Source organism: Cryobacterium sp. TMT1-2-2, assembly GCF_004403505.1.
Classification (GTDB): domain Bacteria; phylum Actinomycetota; class Actinomycetes; order Actinomycetales; family Microbacteriaceae; genus Cryobacterium; species Cryobacterium flavum.
The window spans coordinates 21,767-43,676 of the sequence record NZ_SOGS01000010.1 but is presented as its reverse complement, the minus strand read 5'-3'; the positions used below and the strand labels follow the sequence as shown (position 1 = coordinate 43,676).

Here is a 21,910-nt window from a genome sequence, read left to right as displayed (position 1 = left end):
GGAGCTTTACCAGAACTTGCTCTGGCGGCCCCTGCCATCGGCCTCTCTGCACCGGAACTCAGTGGCGGGCCTATCGGCGCGGCCACGCATCCGGGTCCGGGGCTGGGAGCCGGATCAGGGCATCTGGTGGCGCAGGAAATTCTGCGGAAGCGAAAGCCCCGGCGCTGACGCCGAGGCGACTTCCGCATTTGGCTATCGGACGTCCGTTTCTGGATAGTTGCCAATTCACGTACCGGGCAGAATCGAAAGACACCGGCCACAGGGACGTGGCGGGCACCTGTTTCGGAGGTTCGAACCATGGCTTTACTAAATTCGCTGACGACCGGCGAGCGGAGCACAATAATCGACATTGCGGTCATGTCGGCCGAACTCCGGGATGCCATGCGTCATTGGGTGACCGGAGTAACCGTGATCACCACTTCTTGGCGCGATCAGACAGCGGGTCTGGTGAGCAACAGCTTCACGTCGGTTAGCCTCGAGCCCGCATTGGTCTCCTGGTGCATCGACTTGCGCTCCAGCAGCCTGGAGCTGTGGAACCACACCGACAACTTTGCCGTACATGTGCTGGACGAAGAGCAGACGGCCCTCGCAGCCCGGTTCGCGAAAAAGGGCGGCGATAAGTTCTCCGGGATGGACTGGACTCCCGGAATCTGCGGTTCACCGATGTTGGCTGCGTCACCGCTGGCCCTTGAATGCGAAGTTTGGGCTCGGTATCAAGGTGGCGACCACCTCATTGTCGTCGGCAGGGTGATCAGGGTGACCCGACCGGAGTCGTTTGCGCCACTGACTAACCACGCCCTTTACCACTGACCAACTACTTCACTTGTTCGACCTATCAAGATCAAAAGGAGATACAAATGACACGTGCAATCCTGGCTTCCAACCATTTCAAGCTCGGTCTGTTCTCATCGAACTGCTCTGGCGGCATGGCCGTTACGAAGATCCCGGAGCGCTGGTCGGCAGGATGGGAGGACAACCTGCGGATGGCACAGGTCGCCGATGAAGTTGGCATCGATTTCCTGCTGCCGATCGCACGCTGGATCGGCTATAAGGGGGATACGAACTTCCACGGTGCTGTGCTCGACCCCGTCACGTGGGCCGCAGGGCTCCTCGCTGTCACCAAGAACATCAACATATTCGCCACGATCCACACGGCGTTCAATCACCCACTGTCGGTGGCCAAGCAAATGGCAACGCTCGATCACATTGGCGGCGGCAGGGCCGGCTTGAACATCGTGGCCGGCTGGAACCAGCCCGAGTATGAGGCGTTCGGGTTGGATCTGCCGCAGAGCCACGACGACCGTTACGCCCTTGCGCAGGAGTGGTGGGACATCATCCGCCGTGCCTGGACGGACCCGGAGATATTCGACCACAACGGCGAGTTCTTCCAACTGCAGCACGTAGAGAGCATGCCAAAGCCCGTCGAGGGCATCCTGCCGATCATCAATGCAGGATCGTCGACGCAAGGGCGAGGCTTCGCTGCCCGCAACTCGGACTTCGTATTCACCAGCGTGATGGGCCCAGAAGACGGCAAGACCATCGTTGAGGGATTGAAGGAGCAGGCACGGCGGGATCACGCGCGGGACATGGGCGTGTTCACATTCAGCCACGTCGTCTGCCGCGAGACCAAAAGAGAAGCGGACGAGTACCTGCACTACTACGCGGAAGAGAACGCCGACTGGGGTGCCGTTGACTACCTGATGAAGCTGCAGGGGCTGCACGCGCAGTCGTTCACGAAGGAGATGCTGGCGGCATTCCGGCCGCGGTTCGCGGCCGGACACGGAGGCGTTCCCCTGATCGGCACGCCGGATGACGTCGCCGCGGAGATCAAGCGGTACCACGACGCCGGATTCGCAGGGATGACTCTCGCGTTTGTCGACTATGTTTCGGAGTTGGAGTACTTTGCACAGGAGGTGCTGCCGCGGCTGGAAGCAATGGGTATTCGAAGCCCGGCGAAAGCCGTGGTCGCCGCGTAGCAAGTCACGATGAGAACCGCGCGAGGATGCGACGGTTGCAGAAAGGGTCTGACGATGACCAGCATCGGTTCCAACGCCGTGCCGACGCGTCCATTGCCGCTCGGTTCTCGCCATCTGCTGGCGAGCGACGATGCCCAAGACGTCAGGGATGTCGTTAACGGCCTGACCGAGGATGACCACCGTCTACTGCCCCCGCCGAGCGGCCGGGTTCAGGGCATCGTTAACGGGCTAAAGATCGGTGACGTGAGCCTAGTTTTCGTCGCATATGGCGCGAAAGTGACGGTGACCAGTCCTCCATCTGGTCGCCGCACCATGCTCGTTCTTCCGCTTGGACCCATGGGCGTTGAATGCGGAGGTCATGAATGGGTGGCCAAACGTCCGTTCGCGCTGGATGGCACCCGGCCCACGCTTATGGCCCCCGATGGTGAGCGAGGCTGCCTCGTGGGATCGGTAGATGCGGGCGCGCTGGAGTCCCTGCTGGTGTCCACCTACGGCCGAAACCTTGCCAACCCGATACTGATCTCGACTCATGAACCGCTCCAGTTGGCGGCTCCAGACGTGGTGAGGTCCTCGTGGCTGGGTGTGGTCAGACAGATCGATTCCCAGCCAGCCGGGCGCAATCCACTGCTGGATTACGGCTTGGCGAGTGTGTTGATGACGTCAATGCTGACCGGGCTATCCCCTTACATAAGGGATGTGCTGGAGCCGGAGATCGGCGCCCTCGGCCCCAGCTACGTGGCGGCCGCTAGAGCGTTTATCGACAGTCACTCGAGGGAGGACCTCGGAATGGAACAGGTTGCCACGGCCGTAGGTATCAGTGCCCGGCAGCTGAACGCGGCCTTTCAGGAGCATCTCGGCACCTCGCCGGCGCAGTTCCTGCGCCGGGTACGGCTGGAGAAGGCGCGGCTGGCAATCGAACACGAGCGGCACTCGAACACGGCAACGGTGTCGAGCATCGCAGCGGAATCGGGTTTCTTCCACCTGGGCAGGTTCTCCGAGTACTACGCGCAGAGATACGGTGAGCAGCCGTCCGAGACGCTCCGACGCGTGCGGTCGCGGACCTGAAGCAGACTTGCAGTCAGCCGCGCGAGCTGGATCCGAGCTGCCATCACCCATGGCCCTACCTAGACCTTCGTCCACCGCGCTGGAATATTGCGCGAGCAGTGGACGACGACCGCCACCGCAGGGTTTATTCAGCGTCCTTCGCAAACGCTCGCTCCAGCAGCTCCGCCGTCGCCGGATTTACCACTTCGCTACGCCGGATTTACCACTTCGCTACGCCGGATGTAGTGCTGCAGCGTGATCTTTGTGCCCGTGTGGCGAAGCAACTCCGGCGCCAGCTCGACGTTCGCGTTGTCGCCGACCGCGGTCGCGACCGTGCGGCGGTACAGGTGCGGCGTCACCCCAGCGCCTCCCGCTTCGCCAAGAACCCTGCGCACTTGACGCCGCACGTTTGCCGTGGTCAGCGCCTCGAAGTGGCGGTCTCCGAGTGATCTGCCGAAAGGTCAGCTCGCCCTTGCGGCTGATGATCGTGCCGGCCAAGTGAATGAACGGTACGTCGCTGGTGACGTCCAGGCGGCGGATTCCCAGCACTTCACCGATTCCAGCAGACGTGCCGAGCATCACCTCGACGATGCAGCCGAGCTGCCCGTCTGGCCGGGGACCGGACGTGTAGCCGAAGCCAGCCTCCCAGGCGGAGATCGCGACGCGGATCTTGTTGACTTCGACCGTGGTGAGCGCGTCGGGGACATGAGGCTCGCGGTGCAGACGGGTCACGTGGTCCATGGGATTGGTCGGGAGGAGCTCGTGCCGTCGAGCCCAGTGCAATACGGCGGTCATGGATCGGAACGGCGGCGTAAGTGGCTCGCAGGCCGGACCGCTGCATCGCTTCCTTTCGTCCGGGACGGGGGTTGCGTCACCAGGAGAGCGTGACCAAAAACGCACCATAAACCCCAAAATCTGACCAGATTCAGGCCGTATCTCGCCGTACAGCGCGTGCACTAAAGCTCATGAGAACCGCGGAATTCCGCGGAAGTCTGCCCCATGTGCGGGTGCGCACCACTATACAGACGCCTATCATTTGTTCTTGGTTCGAGTCCAGGTACCCCAGCTTTGTAAAAAATCTCCGGTCAATTGGGGGTTTTGGCAGTTGCGGTCGCGAGGTACTCATGTCCGAATCCCGCTAGGTTAGCCCGGGCTCGTGAGCCCGTGGTGCCCCTTTCGTGCCGGTTGTCGGGGGAGTTCCGAATCTGTGCGACTTCGAAGTCTTGATGAAGATGACTCGGAATGTGATGTTCTTGGTTCGAGTCTCCGAGTATTAGTCGTTCAGCGGCCGCGATCTTCTCGTGACGTGTTCGGCCGAAAGGGGGCATACTGCCCGCTGGACGCCCACTCGGACGGGGACACACACGTCCGTCGGCGATGCCCTAGTCTTTGCCCATGCCCCGATCGCCTCGCGCTCCAATCGCCGCTCTGACAGCTGCTGCGGCCCTGTCTTCGATGCTGCTGCTCACTGCCTGCAGCTCGGGCTCCTATTCCTATGACGAGCCCAACGCGGCTGAACTGTTGACCGAAGAGTCATCGCCGGTCGATCCTGCCACCGCCTGCGCGGCGCTCGTTGCGGCACCGGCGGGTCTGGCCGAGCGGAAGGCCGTAGAGCTCGGCTGCGTCGAGGACCGCAACGGAAACTGGGTTTACCAGGCAGATCCGGCTCCTGGCGCTCCAGCCCCGCTCCCATTTGCCGCGGCCGCGGAAGAGCAGCCTGGCGGCGGGATCCCCTGGAACCAGGGTGTGGACTACGCCGGTTCGACGCAGCGCGTCTGCGGGCCACTCGCCGGCGGCGGCAACTCGGAAGACGACGTGTTCCTCAACCTCGGTCGCGACTACCCCGACCCGGAACGTTTTCAGATCGTGGTTTGGGACGTCGGCGACCTCGAGCCGATTGACGGCGGCGTGACCCTGTGCACCTCCGGCCAAATCACGCTGTACGAAGGTGTGGCTCAGATTGAGCTGACCGACCCGAGCCTCATCGAGATTTACAACTAGCTCGCATCGACCTGAAAGACTGTCCTGCGGAAAATACTGGGTACCCACGTTGATTGCTGTCCATCCGCGGTATCGCGAGGCGACGCATCCGTTGGATGATACGGATGGCCCCCTCAAAAGGAAAAGAATCCATGACAACAATCGAGCTGCTCTACATTGCAGGCTGTCCGAACTCGGTACAGGCCCTCATCCGCCTGCAGCGCGCCGTCGACAACACGATGCACTCGAACACAGTGATCACATCCACACTGATCGATTCCGCCGAGACAGCCGGGCAAGTCCTATTTGCTGGGTCGCCAACGATCCTCGTCGACGGTGTTGATCTCTTCCCGACGGATGGCCGCACCAGCGATCTCGCCTGCCGGATTTATGTAACGCCGAACGGCCTGGCCGGAGCTCCCACCCAAGAACAGATTGCGGCAGCGCTCGCGGCTCATGGATAATACCCCAGAACTCACCTGTTCCTGCTGCGGTCGCAGCTATCCGCGCCGCAGGCTGCACGCCCTCAGCGACAATGCCTACATCTACCGCCGATGTGGACTGTGGGTCGCGCTCCGCCTCCGGGCCGATCCAATCGGGCACGATCAGCACTAATTGACACTGTGTTGGCAGGACCGTGGTGATTGGTCAGCCCCTGCTGTAATGTCAGTGGATGCTGACTATTGCCTCGCGGGTTGACGTGATGAACCGGTTGGGTCGAGCGATGGCCGATCCCACCAGGTCTCGAATCCTGCTCTCCTTGCTCGAACGCCCGGGGTTTCCGGGTGCGTTGGCGCGCGAGCTGCAGTTGTCGCGGTCGAACGTATCCAACCACCTGGCGTGCCTCAGAGGCTGCGGAATCGTGGCCGCCGTTCCGGAGGGACGCTCGACTCGCTATGAGATCGCGGATCCTCACGTGACCAGGGCGCTAATCGCCCTGATGGATGTGGTGCTCGCTATCGATGACGGTGTCGGCTGCGTCGATGAGGACTGCGACGTACCGCTGTGCTGCGGGAACGACGCATGAGCCTCTCCAGCGACGACCGATTTGTTGCGATCCAGCCTGACCGAACGCAGGTTCTCCGCCGCCGCATTCGGTGGATCGTCGCGGCGACCATTGGCTACAACGTCATCGAAGCCATCATTGCGATCGCGGCCGGCAGCGTGGCATCGTCAGCAGCCCTCATCGGGTTTGGCCTGGACTCCATCGTGGAGGTCCTCTCCGCTGCCGCTGTCGCCTGGCAGTTCGCAGCGCCTGATCCGGAGAAGCGAGAAAAGACCGCGCTGCGAGTAATCGCGTGGGCGTTCTTCGCTCTCGCCGCGTATGTGATCGTCGATGCCGGCCTGTCCCTCTTCGGCGTTCGCGAAGCGGAGCACAGCACGGTCGGCATTGTGCTGGCAGCGGTCAGCCTGCTGGTGATGCCCTTTCTGAGCTTCGCCGAGCGTCGCGCCGGCCATGAGTTGGGCTCTGCTTCGGCGGTCGCTGACTCGAAACAAACCCTGATCTGCTCCTATCTTTCCGCAGCCCTGCTGGTCGGGCTACTTTTGAACACGCTCTTTGGTTGGGCGTGGGCGGACTCGGTTGCAGCCCTCGTGATCGTGGTCTTCGCCGTTAGGGAAGGCTTCGAGGCCTGGCGTGGCGACGCCTGCAAAGTGCCCGTGGCTGCGCTCACCGGGGAACGCGACGTCGAGTTCGAAGACTGCTGCTGAAGCTACTCGCGCGCTCTGACACAGCGTGGCAACGCGGCTCTGATTGGTCCTGTCGCGACTGGTGCGCCATGATCGAAGTGGGCTCTGACGAGTGTGCAACTCGCTCTTCGGCTCGATCACGGTAGATGTCATGGAAATTTCACAAGCACAGGCCGATGTTCGACGAATCTATCGTGCCGGCTTCCCTGGACCATTGGTGTCCGCGGTCATCTGGGCGGCGGCGAGCGCGGTGTTCACTTGGGGCTCCGTTGCTGGCGGTATGGCTGCGCTCTTCATCGTTGGCGGGCACTACCTCGTCTTCATGTTGCTTTATGGCATGCGGTTGTTCGCAGTTTTGGCGGGGTGCTGATTCTGCTGGGAGTGAGCGGGCTGCTTGTAATTCCGCAGCTGGGAGAGATAAGCGGATCGCTGAGCACAGCCGTCTTCCTGATCTTTGCGGTGGTCCTCTCTCGCGCTCACAACCACGCAACCGCAAACGTCGCGTAACAGGTCGAGTAGGGGGCACCAGATGGCGGCTTGCCCCCTTGTTCGGCCGCAGCGAGAAGCGTGCAGTAAATGAAAGTGAAAGCAATTCTTGCGGTAGTTTGCGAGGGCGTAGGGTGTGCTCGTGACCATATCGCGGGCTTCGGCCAAAAGCGTCAAAGCGTGGCTATTGCAAGACACCGGTGACCGCCATGGATCACGGGTGGGACCGCACGCGGCCACCGCTGAAAAGACGCAGTCCTGGTGGCGTGTGATGTGCCTGACCGGTGTCGACTACTTCTCGACGCTCGGATATCAGCCGGCGATCGCGGCCCTCGCCGCCGGACTGCTATCGCCGATTGCTACCATCGTTCTGGTCGCCCTGACACTGTTGGGCGCCTTGCCCGTGTATCGGCGGGTGGCTGCAGAGAGTTTTCGGGGATCCGGTTCCATCCATATGTTGGAGAAGCTGCTGCCGTGGTGGTCGGGCAAACTGTTCGTGCTGGTTCTGCTCGGGTTCGCGGCCACGGACTTCATGATCACGATTACCTTGTCTGCAGCGGATGCCACGGCTCACGCAGTCGAGAATCCGTTCACGCCAACCTGGTTTCACGGTCAGGAAGTACCGATCACGTTGTTCATCATCGCCCTGCTTGGAATTGTCTTCCTTCGCGGCTTTCGGGAAGCAATCAGCATCGCCGTGGTTCTTGTTGCGGTCTACCTCATTCTCAACCTGATCGTCATCATGGTTGCGATTGAGCACGTGGCGACGAATAGCGTGGTCATCACGGATTGGTGGGCGGCGCTCACCGTGCAGCACGGTAATCCGCTCGTCATGGTGGGGATCGCACTGCTCGTGTTTCCCAAGTTGGCCTTGGGCCTGTCCGGCTTCGAGACCGGTGTGGCCGTGATGCCGCAGGTTACGGGAAGCCCGACCGACAGTGACGACAATCCCGTCGGCCGGATTCGCGGTACGAAACGGCTGCTCACCACAGCGGCACTGATCATGAGCGGTTTCCTGATCACGTCGAGCCTCGTCACGACGTTTCTGATCCCGCAGGCCGCCTTCCAGCCCGGCGGCCCCGCCAATGGTCGGGCCCTGGCCTATCTCGCCCACGAATACCTCGGTAACGCATTCGGCACCGTCTACGACATCAGCACCATCTGCATCCTCTGGTTTGCTGGGGCATCCGCTATGGCCGGTCTGCTTAACCTCGTGCCTCGATACTTGCCGCGGTACGGCATGGCACCGCAATGGGCCCGGGCCGTGCGCCCGCTCGTACTGGTTTTCATCGGGATCGCCTTCGTGATCACGATTGCTTTCCAGGCCAGCGTCGACGCCCAGGGCGGTGCCTACGCAACGGGCGTGCTCGTGCTGATGACGTCGGCATCCGTCGCGGTCACCCTGTCCGCCCGCAAAAGACGGCAACGCTGGCCGACCATTGGTTTCGGCATAATCGCCGCGATCATGGCGTACACGACCATCGCGAACATCGTCGAACGCCCCGACGGCGTGCGCATCGCCGCCCTGTTCATCGTGGGCATCATGGTGACTTCCCTCGTCTCGCGCGTGCGTCGGTCGTTCCAACTCAGGGCGACGTCGATCACTTTGGATTCCTCGGCCCTCGATTTCGTCACGGGCGACGCCGAGGACTACGACGTCGTGCGAATCATCTCCCACGAGCCCGACGAAGACACCGAATCCGAGTACCGTGATAAGAGCCGCGACGAACGCCGATTCGGCAATATACCGACCGGCTCACCGATCATCTTTCTCGAAGTGCTCCCCTCAGACTCGTCGGACTTTGAGGAAGATCTCGTCGTGAGCGGCGTGGCCAAACACGGCTACCGGGTTCTCCAGGTGACCAGCGGCAATGTGCCGAACACGATTGCGGCCGCGCTTCTGGAGATTCGTGACCAGACCGGCATCATCCCGGAAATCTATTTTGAGTGGACCCAGAACAACCCCATCTCGAATATGTTCAAGTTCCTCGTCACCGGCCAGGGCGAGATCGCCCCGGTGACCCGCGAAGTGTTGCGTGAGTCGGAGCCGAACGCCAAACGGCGCCCGCACGTGCACGTGAGCTGAGGCCCCTGGCGCAGACCGCCTCGATCAGATCTGGCTGCGGTAGCTCTCCGCGGTGGTGACGAGTGCCTCGTTCCACGGCGTGGCGGCGACACCGAGTTCACGCTCGGTCTCGGTCGCATCAATCACGAACGGCACCACGAACTGGTAACTCGACGCCCACACTTCGTGCATCATCGGATTGGCCACCCCGAAGGACCGCAGCAACAGCTGCGGATAGCCGGTGACTTTTCCCCGTGTGCCGTAGTGCGCATTGAGTTGCCCAACGATGTCGACACGGCTGACGGTACCGCTCGGAACGTGCCAGATTCGGCCCCAGTCGCCGGTGTAGTCTGCCGCGGCGATGAGCGTGGTCACGATGTCGGGCAGGTAGCTCCAGCTGTGCGCGAGGTGCGGCTTACCCACGACATGAGCCGTCTTTGAGCGAAGAACAGCGGTGAAAAACGCTTCGCCCAGGTGCGCGGTGCCGGTGGCCCCAGGCCCGAAGTAGTCACTGGCCCGCACCTCGACAGCACGAATGTGGCCGGCGTCATGCGCGGCGCGCAACTTTGCCCAACCTGCGCGGCGAATGAGTCCCTTGGCTTCGGTGGTCGTTTCGCTCGAGTGTTCGGTCATGGCGCCGGTCGGTGACCCATAGGAATACAGGTTACCCATCACGACGATACTGGCACCGGTAGCGGATGCGGCGGCAATCACCGCCTCGTAGATGGGCGGCCATTGTGCAGCCCAATCGGTATAGGGCGGATTCGTGCAGAGAAAGATGGTGGAAGCATTAGCTGCGGCGTGCGTAAAAGCTGCCGGATCACTCGCATCCAGTACCAGAGCAGTCGCGCCTGCGGCGGCCGAGCCCGAGCGGGTGGCAATGGTCACGGTGTCGCCGCGCGCTGCGAGGCGTTCGGCCAGGGGGCGGCCGATGAGGCCGGCTCCAACAACAAGCTGCTTGCTCATGGGATCCATTCAGTTCGGTGGTCGCGTCGTGCGATTAACGCCGAGTCTGACAGACGGAATATGCCGGTGCACCAGAAACGCTTGATCAACCCCCTCCCGTGCGGGCGTATTCAGCGCGATGTCACCCGCGCGGCGCGTAATGCTGCAGCGTCACCGACCGGGTTATGACGGCCCGCATCGCCTCGAGGCTGCCCGAGATGAGCCGCCCGGTGCGCGCCTGCACGAGCACGTTTCCGAAGGCGGTTGCCTCGACCGGACCAGCGATCACGGGCAGTCCACTGCGGTCGGCGGTCAACTGGCACAGGAGGGCGTTTTGCGATCCGCCGCCAACGATGTGGATGGCCCTCACGGTCTTGCCCGACAGCTCCGAAGCGGTGCGAACGGTGTGTGCAAACGCCTCGGCCAGGCTCTCGCAAATTGCGCGCGTGACCTCCGCCAGAGTGTGCGGCACAGGCTGATTGGCCTCGAGGCAGCACTGCGCAATGCGCGCGGGCATGTCGCCAGGCGTGAGCAGGCGCGGATCGTTGGCATCGAACACCGAACCGCGCGGTAGAGCCGCGGCCTCACGGATGAGTGCAGGAAGGTCGATCTGAAGTCCCGCCCGCTCCCACGTGCGGATGCTCTCCGACTGCAGCCAGAGTCCCGTGATGTTCTGCAGAAAGCGGATGCGACCGTCAAGTCCGCTCTCGTTAGTGAAATTGGCGACGCGGGCCGCCTCGCTGAGCACGGGCATTTCCAGTTCGACCCCGGCGAGCGCCCAGGTACCGCACGAGACGTAGGCGAATTCATCGCCCCGGGCAGGCACTCCGACCACGGCTGAGGCCGTGTCGTGCGACCCCACGGTGACAACGGGGATCTGCCCGCCAACCTCGGCTTGCACGGTCGGCAGCAGTGGGCCGAGCGTCGTTCCAGGTTCGACCAACTGCGGGAACAGGCTCGCTGTGAAGCCGAGGCTGTTCGCCAGCTTGGTCGACCAACCTCGCGTGTGTATGTCCAGCAAACCCGTCGTCGAGGCGTTGGTGTGCTCGGCGACAGGCACGCCAGTCAGCCAGTACCCCATGAGATCGGGTATCAACAGGGCTGTATCGCCAGCTTGCACCCGTCCGGCAAGCCGGTCGGCGGTGAACTGATAGACGGTGTTTATCGGCATGAACTGCATACCGCTGGCGGCATACAGTTCCTTCTGCGAGACGAGCTCATGGGTCGCCCGCACGCCCTCGAGTGTGCGGGCGTCGCGGTGCGAGTAGGGATTGCCGAGCAGCGCACCGCCACGCAACAACCCATAGTCGAGCCCCCAGGCATCAATTCCGATGCTGCGCAGATCAGGCTCCTCAATCACTGCTTTGCGGAGGCCGATCAGGGCTGAACGAAACAGTTCGAGCACGTTCCAGTGCAGCCCGTCTGTTGTTCCCTCCCAGCAGCGCACGGGGTTGTTCAAGAATCGCTCGACTACGTCTAGGCGCACAGTGTCAGCGTCGAAGCGACCGACCACGACACGTCCACTGGTCGCGCCGAGATCGATTGCGGCGACAGCTGCGCGGGTCATCGGGTCATCGCAGGAACGCGGCGGCGACGCCGGAGTCGACCGGGATATGCACACCCGTCGTCCGGCTCAATGCGGGGCCGGTGAGCACCCACACCGCGTCAGCGACGTTCTCGGGAATGACCTCCCGTTTCAATATGGTTCGGTCAGCGTAGAACTGGCCCAGGTTCTCTTCACTGACGCCGTAGGTCTTGGCCCGATTAGCGCCCCAGCCCGACGCGAAGATGCCAGAACCCCGCACGACACCGTCAGGGTTGATGCCGTTGACGCGGATTCCATACCCACCCAGCTCAGCAGCGAGCAACCGAACCTGGTGTGACTGGTCGGCCTTTGCCGCCGAATATGCGATGTTATCCGGGCCAGCGAAGATCGAGTTCTTCGAGGAGATATAGACGATGTCGCCGCCCATTCCCTGCTCGATGAGGGCGCTCGCTGCGGCGCGCGAGACCAGGAACGATCCCTTGGACATGACGTTGTGGAGCAGATCCCATTCGGTCTCAGTGGTCTCCAGCAATGAGCGCGCAATGGACAGCCCGGCGTTGTTCACGACAAGATCCAGACCGCCGAATGCCATCAGCGTTGCATCGACCGCGGCTTTCACGGCGTCGGCGTCGGAGACGTCGACAGCGACGCCGATGGCCACATCGACGGAACCTAATTCCGCTGCCGCCGCCTGCGCCTTCTCCAGGTCGAGGTCCGCGACGACGACGCAGGCGCCATCAGCCGCGAGCCGTGTGGCGATGGCTTTGCCAATGCCCGATGCCGCTCCGGTGACGAGGGCGATCCGGCCTTGGTGGCTCTTGGGTTTCGGTATCCGCTGCAGCTTCGCCTCCTCGAGTGCCCAATATTCAATGCGGAATTTTTCTGCGTCGGAGATCGGGCTATAGGTGGAGAGCGCCTCGGCGCCCCGCATGACATTGATGGCGTTGAGATAGAATTCCCCGGCCACGCGAGCGACCTGTTTCGTGGCACCGTAACTGAACATTCCGACCCCAGGAACCAAAACGATGGCCGGATCTGCGCCGCGCATGGCGGGGCTGTCTGAGGCTGCATGCTTGTCGTAATAGGCGGTGTAGTCGACGCGGTAGGCCTCATGGAGTGTCTTCAGTCGCTCGATAGACGCTGCGACGGATGCTCCGGCCGGCAAGTCGAGCAACATCGGCTTGACCTTGGTCCGCAGAAAATGGTCTGGGCAGCTTGTGCCGAGAGCAGCAAGTTTGGCTGCATTGGCACTACCGAGAAATTCCAGCACGCGGGGGTCGTCGGTGAAGTGGCCGACCATCGGCTTATCCTGCGAGGCGATGCCTCGAATCGTGGCAACGAGAGCGGCGGCTTTGGCTCGGCGTTCGTGCTGTGGCAGCGCGGTATTCTCGGCGACTGGAGCACCGAACGGTGTCTTCGAACCCTTCGCATCGATGTAGGCCTGGGCGGTGTCGATAATCCAGCGGCTGTTCGCCTCGCATGTAGTAGATGTCTCGCCCCACGCCGTGATGCCGTGTCCGCCGAGGATGCACCCAATGGCATCTGGATTTTGCTTCTGGAGCACAGCGATGTCGAGTCCGAGTTGGAATCCGGGTCGGCGCCACGGTACCCAAAGCGCCTTGGAGCCGAAAATCTTCTTGGTCAGCGCTTCGCCGTCGGTGGCGGTTGCGATCGCGATGCCCGAGTCGGGGTGCAGATGGTCGACGTGCTGGGCATCGACTAATGCATGCATCGAGGTATCGATCGACGGTGTCGCACCATTGGTGCCATGTAGGCAGTAGTCGAATGCTCCCACCATCTCGTCCTCGCGCTCCACCCCCGGGTACACGTGTTGCAGGGCGCGAAACCGGTCGACGCGCAGCACGGCAAGACCGGAGGCGGCCAGCGTGCCGAGGTCGCCGCCGGAACCCTTGATCCAGATCAATTCGACCGGCTCGCCCGTGACGGGGTCGGTGTCGGTGCCCTTGGCGGAGGTGTTTCCACCAGCGAAGTTTGTAACCTTGGGATCGCTGCCCAGCCTGTTGCTGCGAGCGACCAGTTCGGCCGCGGTTCGGTTCGTCATCGTTCTGGCTCCTGCTCCTGCGTCGGTGAAGGTGGTCTGCTGGATGACCATACGCTAAATGTGCGCAGTTGTGAAACATAACAAATAAGCACACGAAAGGTCACGACTCGTTCGTGGCTGCTTCAGCGCAACTCGACGCGATCTCGAAACTCATCGAGCCGGCTGTCGCCCGGGTCGAGCTCGGTGATGAGAACTGCAATCTTCGACAATTCCAGGGACGCCGCCGTGGCCTGCTGGTGCAGCTTCGACGAGTCGATGCAGAGCACGATCTCCTTGGACACCCGAGCGAAGGCCTGCTTCATTTGCGCTTCGGCCAGCGAAACCTCAGTGGTCCCGAACGTGGCGTCCACGGCACTGGCCGATGCGAAGAACCTGACGTAGCGCAACGATTGGGCGGCCTGTACCGCCAGTGGGCCCACGAACGTGTCCGTTGATTCTTCCGTCTCACCACCGATGAGAATGGGGTTCACTCCGAGGGTTCCTTTGAGACTCGCGTAGGTCGGATAGGAATTCGTACTCACGATGAGACCGGACCTCGGACCCAGCCTGCTCGCCATGGTTCCAACGGTCGTCGACGCATCGAAAGCGATAGAACCGAAACGTGGAACCAGAGTCAGAGCTTTGTCTGCGATGAGTTCTTTCGCCCGCGAGCGCACGGAACGCCGCTCTTCGAAGGGGCGTGGGCCGATGACCGAGATCGCTCCGCCACGCACGCGGCGCAGCAGTCCTTCCGCCTCGAGATCGGCCAGATCACGACGGATGGTCATGGCTGAGACGCCCAGAGTCCCTGCGGCCTCGGTCAGTCGAATGACGTTCTCGTGCTCAAGCGAGGCCAGCAATTGCCGGCGTCGCTCTTCGGATTCGGTACTTCCGGTTGTGGCCACCACGGTCTCGATTCTTTGTGACTTGTATGTTAACTTTTCGCGTTACCTAACACTAATGCAGTCCTCTGCCTTATTTTCTAGGAGCGAATGTGTGTTGAATAAATATATTGACGCACAACGAGTGTGGTGTTACTGTCCCAAAAGGCGGTTCATTGAACCGGTCCTGTTGGCAGCGTTGCCTCCTGGGTGATGCACGAACTGAAAGATGAGTGTCACCGATGACCTCTGAGGCCTACGAAAATATCGTCACATCGGCAACCGCGCACGATCGTGCGTTGGACGCCGGCAAGGGAATTGTTCGGTTTGCACCCACCTGGGTTCCCCGTGCTTTTTGCACTCCTGGCAAGCGCATCCGACTGCACCCGGATGACTATTTCCCGCTCGGCCAGGGGCGCGGCGGCATTGACGAGCGCTGGCTTGCCTCGTCGATTCGCGCTGACAACGGTCCACTCACCGGGGCCCACGAAGGCCTCAGTCTCGTCGTCGACCCCGACGGCGGCCTTCTGCCCTTCGATGATTTTGTCGAGCACCATAAGGCCGACGTGATCGGGTCGCGATTGTGGGACCGCTTCGGAGGCTGGACAATGTACTCCAAGTTCTACGACAACCTGATGCCCCTGCCCTTCCACGTGCACCACTCTGACGAGAAGGCCGCACTCGTCGACAAGGTAGGAAAGCCAGAGGCGTACTATTACTCGCCCCATATGAACGACAACCTGGGCCTGCAACCCATCTCCTTTTTCGGATTTCAGCCGGGCACTACCCGCGACCAGGTCAAGGAGCGTCTCATGCGCTTCGCCGATGGTGGCGACAATCGCATCACCGATCTGTCGCTCGGATACCGAACTCAACTTGGAACGGGATGGGACATTCCGGCGGGTGTTCTGCACGCTCCGGCGAGCATCTGCACCTATGAGCCGCAATCCGCCAGCGACGTGTTCGCAATGTGCGAATCGTGGAGTAACAACAAGGAGGTCCCCGAGGAGTTGCTCTGGAAGGACGTGCCCCCAACGCACCACGGCGACTATGAGTTTCTTCTCGACCTTTTGGACTGGGAAAAGAATCTTGACGTCGATTTTGTACCCAACCGGTTCATGCGTCCGTACAGCACCTCCACTTCAGCGGCCGATGGCGGTTCAAGCTATGTCGAGAACTGGATCGTCTTCCGCTCCACCTCATTTAGCGCCAAAGAGCTCACGGTACGCCCAAGCCAAACGGTAACGATCAGGGACCAGGATGCTTACGGCGCCCTCTTTGTTCAGGGCGGCGGCACTTTCGGAGTGCATGACGCGCAGGCAGCGACGCTCATCCGTTTCGGGCAACTCAGCCAGGACGAGTTCTTCGTCTCCGAATCGGCGGCACGTGCTGGCGTCACGATCACCAACCGCAGCGCAACCGATGACATCGTCATCCTGAAGCATTTCGGTCCCGGAAATCTGGAGCTGGGCCTTGTCTGAAATCTTCGGAACCCCGGTCGGCCAGGCCCTCCTCCGGGTCGGATCGCTTGATCAGGTCGCGCGCGTCGATCGCTTCGTTGAGGATGATGGTCCGGCACGTGGTGCTCGCCGATTCCGAGTGGTGAACGGCGGCGGGTTCGAGTTCGACGTTCATCCCGACCGCGCCCTCGATATTGGTGCCGCGACCATTAATGGGATCCCGCTTGCCTGGCTCTCGTCGACTGGCATCACGCGTCCCGACGCATACGAGCCTGCCGGGCGAGGGTGGCTCCGCACCTTTGGCGGTGGCCTCGTAACGACCTGTGGACTCGACACCTTCGGCCCGCCCGTAGACGATGAGGATGGCGTTTCCGGCATGCACGGCCGCATCGGGGCCGTGCCGGCGCGGGTGACGGAGGTCACAGTGACTCCCGAGCTGATCACCGTGGCCGGGGAAGTACGCCAGACGGGCGTATTCCAGGAGAATCTCGTGCTTCGCCGCCGCATCACCTCGCGTGTCGGGTCCACCTCCTTCACGATCGAGGACACCGTGACGAACGAGGGCGAGAGCGTGAGCCCGCACATGGTGCTCTACCACGTCAACCTCGGGTGGCCGCTGCTCGACGCTGGGACCGTCATCGACATCCCCGCCGCCTCCGTAAGGTCCCGTGACCCCGACGCGGCCACTGGTTTCAACCAGCGGGCTGAAATTGGTGAGCCCGTGGCCGGCACGCGCGAGCAGGTCTATATCCACACCGCTGGCGATGAGCGTGTCGCCCGGGTGACCAACGCGGCCCGGGGATTGACATTCACCCTCCGTTACTCCGAGACGCTACCGGCGATCTTTCAATGGAAACTGACCGCCACAAAGCACTATGTGCTGGGTCTCGAACCTGCAAACACCCCCGAAATCCAGGGCCGCGCCGCTGCACGCGCCAACGGCACGTTGCCCCGACTGGAGCCGGGCGAGAGCCGTACCTATGTGATCGAAATCGAGGTGAGCGCAGCATGAATGACACCGCACTGTTGGAACTCCATGGCGTTACCAAGACTTTCGGCGCGGTGGCCGCGCTGGTCAACGCAGAGCTGGTCCTCAAGGCCGGCTCTATCCATGCCGTCATCGGCGAGAACGGCGCGGGCAAGTCGACGCTCGTCAAGATCATCGGCGGTTTGTACCGCCGCGACGCTGGTACATTTCTGCTGGACGGGGAAAGCGTCGACTTTCACAACACGCGCGAGGCAAAAGCCGCGGGCATCGCTGTCATCTACCAGGAGCCAACGCTGTTCCCCGACCTTTCGGTCGCCGAGAACCTCTTCGTTGGCCGTCAGCCGTACACCCGATTTGGCGCGCTGGACCGCGCGAAAATGCGCCGCGAGACTCGTGAGCTCACGCAAAGGCTTGGCGTGCCGATCGATCCCGACCGCGAGGCGCGAGGACTGTCGATCGCAGACCAGCAGGTCGTCGAAATCGCCAAGTCAATCTCGGTCGGCGCCAAGGTCATCGTCATGGACGAGCCGACTGCGGCGCTGTCGGGAATCGAGGTCGAGCGTCTAATGGGCATCGCACGCCAGCTCCGCGACGAGGGAAAGGGCCTCATCTTCATCTCCCATCGGTTTGACGAGGTGTTCGCCCTCTGCGATGTCATCACCGTCATGAGGGACGGCAGCTACGTCGCCACGAACTTGACGACCGGCACGACCGAAGACGAGATCATCCATCAAATGGTTGGTCGAAGCGTCGACAACCTGTACCCCAAGCAGGAAGCACTGATCGGCGAACCCGTACTCGAGGTGGAGCACCTGACCAGCGCCGGAGTTTTCCAGGACGTCAGTTTCACCGTGCGTTCGGGTGAGATCGTCTGCCTGGCCGGCCTTGTCGGTGCCGGTCGAAGTGAGATCGCCCGCGCAGTGTTCGGCGTGGACCCCTATGACTCTGGATCGGTTCGAATGGGCGGTATCAGCGTGCCCCGGACGAGCCCCGCAGCGGCGATGCGACTCGGCATTGGCTTCGTTCCCGAGGACCGGCGCAAGCAGGGCCTGGCGATGTCGGCGGGCATACAGACCAACATCACTCTCGCGATCCGCCACAAGCTGGCCCGATTCGGATTCATCATCGCACCGCTCGAAGAGCCGAGCGCTCGTACCTGGGCGGCGCGCTTGCAGGTCAAAATGTATGCCCTCGACACCGAGGCACAAATGCTTTCCGGCGGAAATCAACAAAAGGTCGTACTCGGGAAGTGGCTGGCCACAAAACCTAAGTTGCTGATTGTGGACGAGCCGACCCGTGGCATCGATGTGGGCACAAAGGCCGAGGTGCACCGCCTGCTGTCCGAGCTGGCCGGAACCGGCGTCGCGTTGCTGATGATTTCGTCCGAACTGCCGGAGGTCATGGGTATGGCGGACCGCGTGCTCGTGGTCCGAGAAGGTCGGATTACGGCGGAACTGCCGCGCGCGACGGCAACTCCCCAGAATGTGATGTACGCCGCGACGCACGCACCGGAGGTGGCCGCATGAGCGTGACGCACACCGTCCCGCCGGTTAGCCAAGGACGGAGTTCATTCTTAGGCAGGATCCTCCGCGCCCGCGAGGTCGGCCTGATCGTGATGATCTTCGCGCTCGTGGCGCTGACCAGTGTGACGCAACCCGGGTTCCTCTTCAGCGACGGCGGATGGCGTGAACTGCTTCGGCAGCCGACGATTCTGATCCTCATCGCTCTCGGCGAGGCGATCGTGATCATCACCCGCAACATCGATTTGTCGGTCGGCTCGATCCTGTGCCTCTCGGCGTACGCGGCCGGGAGCTTGTTCTCCAACTTTCCGGGTATCCCGATACCTCTGGTCATCCTGAGCGGCATCCTCCTCGGCGCATTTCTGGGACTCGTCAACGGCCTGCTGGTCGCCTTCCTCAGAGTGCCATCGCTGGTTATCACTCTGGGCACGCTGTACACCTACCGGGGGATCGCGATCCTCTGGATCGGCCCGCACTTTATTCGATCCAGCTGGTTGCCTGACGAGTACCGCTCCTTCGGTACCCTGCAGTTCCTGGGCATTCCGGTATTGCTGATCGTTGTCGCGATCATCGTCTTGCTGATCGGATGGTTCATGACGAGTCGGCGGGTGGGCCGCGACCTGTACGCGCTCGGTTCCAACCCCGAGGCAGCCACGCTGTTCGGGCTCGGCGAGCGTCGTCTGACGGTCACAGCCTTCGTCGCGAGCGGCGCCCTTGCCGGTCTCGGCGGGCTCGTTTACCTCGCGATCTTCGCGACCGGTGATGCGCAGGTCGGTACCGGATATGAGCTGCAGGCTGTAGCGGCAGCCGTGGTGGGCGGAGTCGCCATCGTCGGCGGATCCGGCTCGATCTGGGGCGTCGCACTGGGCGCGTTTTTTCTCGCCACCATCAGCAACGCGCTTCCCGTTCTCGGAGTGCCGAGCCTCTGGCAGCAGTCCATCGTCGGTGTGTTGATCGTCGGCGCCATCCTGCTCGACCGCATTGTATTCATCACCCGCATTCGCCGGGCGAAGAGAAGGGGGACTGCGACATGAGCGCCGACACCGCAACGATCACAACCAACGCCGTGGGTAGTGCTGCCGCACAGTACCGCAGGCATAGCCGCCCGCTGTGGCGCCGGATGCTGCTGCGTACAGAGACGGCAATCGTCCTGGCCATCATCCTGCTGATCATCTTTGCCATCACCACGGTGCCGTATTTTGCTCAGCCGTATACCTACCTAACGATGATCCTGAACTCCGCGCCGATCCTGCTCATGCTGTTGCCGGTGACCCTGATCATCATCACCGGCGACATCGATCTGTCGGTCGGCAGTGTGGTCGGCTTCTCAAGTGCCATATTCGGGTTGAGCTTTCACGCTGGAGTTCCCCTTCCACTGGCCGCCGGGGTCGCGGTCGTTGGCGGTGGCTTGGTGGGCCTACTCAACGGCGTGCTCGTGACGGTCGTCGGATTGCCGAGCCTGGCTGTCACCATCGGCACTTTGGCGCTGTTTCGCGGCATCGCCGTCGGGCTGCTTGGCACCACGGCGATCACGGGTTTTCCGAGTGAGGTCACGCAGTTCATCGGCGCTCCGCTTTTCGTCGGTGCTCCAGTTCCGATGGTGACCGTGGCGATCATCGTGGTCGCGATCGGTTTCGCGGTGTTATTGCACCTCACTCCGTTCGGACGCGGTGTATTCGCCATCGGGTTGAGCTCCGAGACGGCCGCGTTCTCGGGCGTTCGGGTCAATCGCACACGGCTCATTTTGTTCGTTCTCAGCGGGCTGGTCGCGTCGGCGACCGGTGTGTACTACACGCTGCAGTACAGCAATGCGATTGGAACGAACGGCCTTGGCTTTGAGTTGCAGGTCGTGACAGCCATTGTGCTGGGCGGCGTCTCGATTTGGGGCGGCCGCGGTTCAATACTCGGGGCACTGGCCGGCGGCGTGCTGATCGCAACGCTGAACAAGACGCTGCAGCTCGCCGGTATCGGCTCCGACACGATAAGCATCGTCACTGGCGCCACCCTAATCTTCTCCGTCGTTGTCGCCGGTATTGCGGGATTCATCTCGCGGCGGCGGCGGTCGAAGGCCTCCGTGATCGCGGCAGGCGTTGAAAAGCACCGGGCAATCCCAAATCCGAAATCTGTACCAAGCAACCACTAGGAAGGCAAAACAGTGAATTTCACATTCAGTAAGTCGGCGCACAGGCGCGCTGTATCCATCGCCGTGGCCATCGCGGCCGCGTCGGTGCTGCTGGCCGGCTGCGCCGCACCCACGGGCGGCTCCACCGGGACCGACGCTGCTGGCGCCGGAAGCTTGACCGTTATCCCCAAAAGCCTCGGTAACAAGTACTTCGAGGCCTCGGACAAGGGTGCCAAAGCAGCTGCGGACGAACTCGGCCTTGACTTCTCCGAGGTCGGTCCGACCTCGACCGGTTCGGCCGATCAGGTTCCGTTCATCCAGACCGCGATCCAGACCGGCCAGAAGGCGATCGCCATCGCGGCGAACGACCCTGCTGCCGTTTGCAACGACCTGAAGGCGGCGCAGGACGCTGGCGTCAAGGTCGTTGCCTTCGACACCGACACCGACTGCCGCGACATCTTCATCAACCAGGCCACGGTTGACGGCATCGCCCAGGGACTGGTCGACCTGACCTCGAAGCACCTCGGAACGGCCGGAGGCACCATCGCAATCCTCTCCGGTGGCGCCAACGCAGCGAACCTCAACGCCTGGGTCGATGCGATGACTGCTCTCATTGAGAAGGAACACCCGGAGATCACGATCGCCCAGGTTGCATACGGCGAAGACGTTGACCAGAAGGCCTACCAGGCCGCTCAGGGACTCATGCAGAGCATTCCGGATCTCAAGGCCATCATCGCTCCGGACACGGTGTCGGTGAAGGAAGCAGCACACTACCTGTCTGACACTCCGCAGTTCCAGGGCAAGGTGTGGGTCACTGGCCTCGGCCTGCCCAGCGAAATGGCAACTTATGTCACGAGCGGCGTCATCGAGCAGTTCGGTCTCTGGAACCCTGAGGACCTGGGGTACCTGGCTACCTACGCCGCGGACGCGCTCACTCAGGGCACGATCACAGGTAAGGAAGGCGACAAGTTCACCGCCGGAAAGCTCGGAGACTTCACTGTCGGCTCCGGGGGAGAGGTTGTCCTCGGCCCGATGTTCGTGTTCGACAAGGGCAACGTCGGTGATTTCTCCTTCTAAACACCTCAGGCGGCTGACTCCACCCGGGTCGGGCTGAATCAACACAGGGGCGGGGTCTGCAACGGTCTTCGTTGCAGGCTCTACCCGTCC

General features: G+C 62.2%; 20 protein-coding genes. 15 read left to right on the top strand and 5 right to left on the bottom strand.

The annotated features are described in order from the left end of the window. The first annotated feature begins 297 nt into the window (after positions 1-297). From E3T35_RS07745 to E3T35_RS07735, 3 genes are read left to right on the top strand one after another with little or no spacing between them, the layout of a single operon-like run. The gene (locus E3T35_RS07745; RefSeq protein WP_134378330.1) at positions 298-810 is read left to right on the top strand and encodes a flavin reductase family protein; all 513 of its coding nucleotides are present in this window, start codon (positions 298-300) and stop codon (positions 808-810) included. 47 nt (positions 811-857) lie between these two features. Then, positions 858-1,976, top strand: coding sequence for an LLM class flavin-dependent oxidoreductase (locus E3T35_RS07740; RefSeq protein ID WP_134378329.1), 1,119 nt, complete (start codon positions 858-860; stop codon positions 1,974-1,976). Positions 1,977-2,030: 54 nt separating this feature from the next. After that, positions 2,031-3,041 (top strand): helix-turn-helix transcriptional regulator, encoded by a 1,011-nt coding sequence (locus E3T35_RS07735; RefSeq protein ID WP_166789878.1) that lies wholly within the window; start codon positions 2,031-2,033, stop codon positions 3,039-3,041. Between the two features lie 210 nt (positions 3,042-3,251). Here E3T35_RS07735 and E3T35_RS07730 read toward each other — a convergent pair whose 3' ends face one another. Continuing rightward, positions 3,252-3,815: a hypothetical protein gene (locus E3T35_RS07730; protein ID WP_134378327.1), complete on the bottom strand. Its 564-nt coding sequence runs from the start codon at positions 3,813-3,815 to the stop codon at positions 3,252-3,254. A 600-nt stretch (positions 3,816-4,415) separates the two neighbouring features. Here E3T35_RS07730 and E3T35_RS07725 point away from each other — a divergent pair. The 6 genes from E3T35_RS07725 (at position 4,416) to E3T35_RS07700 (ending at position 9,261) form a co-directional block, all read left to right on the top strand. Then, positions 4,416-5,021: a hypothetical protein gene (locus tag E3T35_RS07725; protein ID WP_134378326.1), complete on the top strand. Its 606-nt coding sequence runs from the start codon at positions 4,416-4,418 to the stop codon at positions 5,019-5,021. A gap of 131 nt (positions 5,022-5,152) precedes the next feature. Next, positions 5,153-5,464 carry a thioredoxin family protein gene (locus tag E3T35_RS07720; RefSeq protein WP_134378325.1) on the top strand — a complete coding sequence of 104 codons (312 nt, stop codon included), beginning with the start codon at positions 5,153-5,155 and terminating at the stop codon, positions 5,462-5,464. A gap of 209 nt (positions 5,465-5,673) precedes the next feature. Next, positions 5,674-6,027 (top strand): helix-turn-helix transcriptional regulator, encoded by a 354-nt coding sequence (locus E3T35_RS07715; RefSeq protein ID WP_134378324.1) that lies wholly within the window; start codon positions 5,674-5,676, stop codon positions 6,025-6,027. Beyond that, positions 6,024-6,710, top strand: coding sequence for a cation transporter (locus E3T35_RS07710; protein WP_134378323.1), 687 nt, complete (start codon positions 6,024-6,026; stop codon positions 6,708-6,710). Before E3T35_RS07715 ends, E3T35_RS07710 begins: the two co-directional genes overlap by 4 nt. Positions 6,711-6,840: 130 nt before the next feature. After that, on the top strand, positions 6,841-7,059 hold the full coding sequence (locus E3T35_RS07705; protein WP_134378322.1) for a hypothetical protein: 219 nt from the start codon (positions 6,841-6,843) through the stop codon (positions 7,057-7,059). 387 nt (positions 7,060-7,446) lie between these two features. Continuing rightward, positions 7,447-9,261: an amino acid transporter gene (locus E3T35_RS07700; RefSeq protein ID WP_241988765.1), complete on the top strand. Its 1,815-nt coding sequence runs from the start codon at positions 7,447-7,449 to the stop codon at positions 9,259-9,261. A 24-nt stretch (positions 9,262-9,285) separates the two neighbouring features. On the opposite strand, the gene E3T35_RS07695 is transcribed toward E3T35_RS07700, so the two are convergent. From E3T35_RS07695 to E3T35_RS07680, 4 genes are all read right to left on the bottom strand, one after another. Further along, positions 9,286-10,206 (bottom strand): NAD-dependent epimerase/dehydratase family protein, encoded by a 921-nt coding sequence (locus tag E3T35_RS07695; protein ID WP_166789877.1) that lies wholly within the window; start codon positions 10,204-10,206, stop codon positions 9,286-9,288. A 121-nt stretch (positions 10,207-10,327) separates the two neighbouring features. Continuing rightward, a complete protein-coding gene (locus E3T35_RS07690; RefSeq protein ID WP_134378319.1) occupies positions 10,328-11,752 on the bottom strand; it encodes a rhamnulokinase family protein in 1,425 nt (474 codons plus the stop codon). Between the two features lie 4 nt (positions 11,753-11,756). After that, a complete protein-coding gene (locus E3T35_RS07685; RefSeq protein WP_134378318.1) occupies positions 11,757-13,793 on the bottom strand; it encodes a bifunctional aldolase/short-chain dehydrogenase in 2,037 nt (678 codons plus the stop codon). 122 nt (positions 13,794-13,915) lie between these two features. Next, a complete protein-coding gene (locus tag E3T35_RS07680) occupies positions 13,916-14,680 on the bottom strand; it encodes a DeoR/GlpR family DNA-binding transcription regulator (RefSeq protein ID WP_241988763.1) in 765 nt (254 codons plus the stop codon). Positions 14,681-14,895: 215 nt separating this feature from the next. Here E3T35_RS07680 and E3T35_RS07675 point away from each other — a divergent pair, with 215 nt between their 5' ends. The 6 genes from E3T35_RS07675 to E3T35_RS07650 are packed head-to-tail and all read left to right on the top strand — an operon-like array spanning position 14,896 to position 21,820. Further along, on the top strand, positions 14,896-16,134 hold the full coding sequence (locus E3T35_RS07675; protein ID WP_134378317.1) for a hypothetical protein: 1,239 nt from the start codon (positions 14,896-14,898) through the stop codon (positions 16,132-16,134). Next, positions 16,127-17,125, top strand: a complete 999-nt coding sequence (locus E3T35_RS07670; RefSeq protein WP_134378316.1) for an aldose 1-epimerase family protein — start codon at positions 16,127-16,129, stop codon at positions 17,123-17,125. The genes E3T35_RS07675 and E3T35_RS07670 overlap by 8 nt, the downstream gene beginning before the upstream one ends. After that, on the top strand, positions 17,122-18,627 hold the full coding sequence (locus E3T35_RS07665) for a sugar ABC transporter ATP-binding protein (RefSeq protein ID WP_134378315.1): 1,506 nt from the start codon (positions 17,122-17,124) through the stop codon (positions 18,625-18,627). The genes E3T35_RS07670 and E3T35_RS07665 overlap by 4 nt, the downstream gene beginning before the upstream one ends. After that, positions 18,624-19,655, top strand: coding sequence for an ABC transporter permease (locus tag E3T35_RS07660; RefSeq protein WP_134378314.1), 1,032 nt, complete (start codon positions 18,624-18,626; stop codon positions 19,653-19,655). Before E3T35_RS07665 ends, E3T35_RS07660 begins: the two co-directional genes overlap by 4 nt. After that, on the top strand, positions 19,652-20,764 hold the full coding sequence (locus tag E3T35_RS07655) for an ABC transporter permease (protein ID WP_134378313.1): 1,113 nt from the start codon (positions 19,652-19,654) through the stop codon (positions 20,762-20,764). The genes E3T35_RS07660 and E3T35_RS07655 overlap by 4 nt, the downstream gene beginning before the upstream one ends. Positions 20,765-20,776: 12 nt before the next feature. Further along, positions 20,777-21,820, top strand: coding sequence for a rhamnose ABC transporter substrate-binding protein (locus E3T35_RS07650; protein WP_134378312.1), 1,044 nt, complete (start codon positions 20,777-20,779; stop codon positions 21,818-21,820). Positions 21,821-21,910: the final 90 nt, after the last annotated feature.

Excerpts from the sequence above, each read along its gene's own strand:
- E3T35_RS07745 (WP_134378330.1), top strand. The coding sequence starts at position 298 with ATGGCTTTACTAAATTCGCTGACGACCGGCGAGCGGAGCACAATAATC.
- E3T35_RS07740 (WP_134378329.1), top strand. The coding sequence starts at position 858 with ATGACACGTGCAATCCTGGCTTCCAACCATTTCAAGCTCGGTCTGTTC.
- E3T35_RS07735 (WP_166789878.1), top strand. The coding sequence starts at position 2,031 with ATGACCAGCATCGGTTCCAACGCCGTGCCGACGCGTCCATTGCCGCTC.
- E3T35_RS07730 (WP_134378327.1), bottom strand. The coding sequence starts at position 3,815 with ATGACCGCCGTATTGCACTGGGCTCGACGGCACGAGCTCCTCCCGACC.
- E3T35_RS07725 (WP_134378326.1), top strand. The coding sequence starts at position 4,416 with ATGCCCCGATCGCCTCGCGCTCCAATCGCCGCTCTGACAGCTGCTGCG.
- E3T35_RS07720 (WP_134378325.1), top strand. The coding sequence starts at position 5,153 with ATGACAACAATCGAGCTGCTCTACATTGCAGGCTGTCCGAACTCGGTA.
- E3T35_RS07715 (WP_134378324.1), top strand. The coding sequence starts at position 5,674 with ATGCTGACTATTGCCTCGCGGGTTGACGTGATGAACCGGTTGGGTCGA.
- E3T35_RS07710 (WP_134378323.1), top strand. The coding sequence starts at position 6,024 with ATGAGCCTCTCCAGCGACGACCGATTTGTTGCGATCCAGCCTGACCGA.
- E3T35_RS07705 (WP_134378322.1), top strand. The coding sequence starts at position 6,841 with ATGGAAATTTCACAAGCACAGGCCGATGTTCGACGAATCTATCGTGCC.
- E3T35_RS07700 (WP_241988765.1), top strand. The coding sequence starts at position 7,447 with ATGTGCCTGACCGGTGTCGACTACTTCTCGACGCTCGGATATCAGCCG.
- E3T35_RS07695 (WP_166789877.1), bottom strand. The coding sequence starts at position 10,206 with ATGAGCAAGCAGCTTGTTGTTGGAGCCGGCCTCATCGGCCGCCCCCTG.
- E3T35_RS07690 (WP_134378319.1), bottom strand. The coding sequence starts at position 11,752 with ATGACCCGCGCAGCTGTCGCCGCAATCGATCTCGGCGCGACCAGTGGA.
- E3T35_RS07685 (WP_134378318.1), bottom strand. The coding sequence starts at position 13,793 with ATGACGAACCGAACCGCGGCCGAACTGGTCGCTCGCAGCAACAGGCTG.
- E3T35_RS07675 (WP_134378317.1), top strand. The coding sequence starts at position 14,896 with ATGACCTCTGAGGCCTACGAAAATATCGTCACATCGGCAACCGCGCAC.
- E3T35_RS07665 (WP_134378315.1), top strand. The coding sequence starts at position 17,122 with ATGAATGACACCGCACTGTTGGAACTCCATGGCGTTACCAAGACTTTC.
- E3T35_RS07660 (WP_134378314.1), top strand. The coding sequence starts at position 18,624 with ATGAGCGTGACGCACACCGTCCCGCCGGTTAGCCAAGGACGGAGTTCA.
- E3T35_RS07655 (WP_134378313.1), top strand. The coding sequence starts at position 19,652 with ATGAGCGCCGACACCGCAACGATCACAACCAACGCCGTGGGTAGTGCT.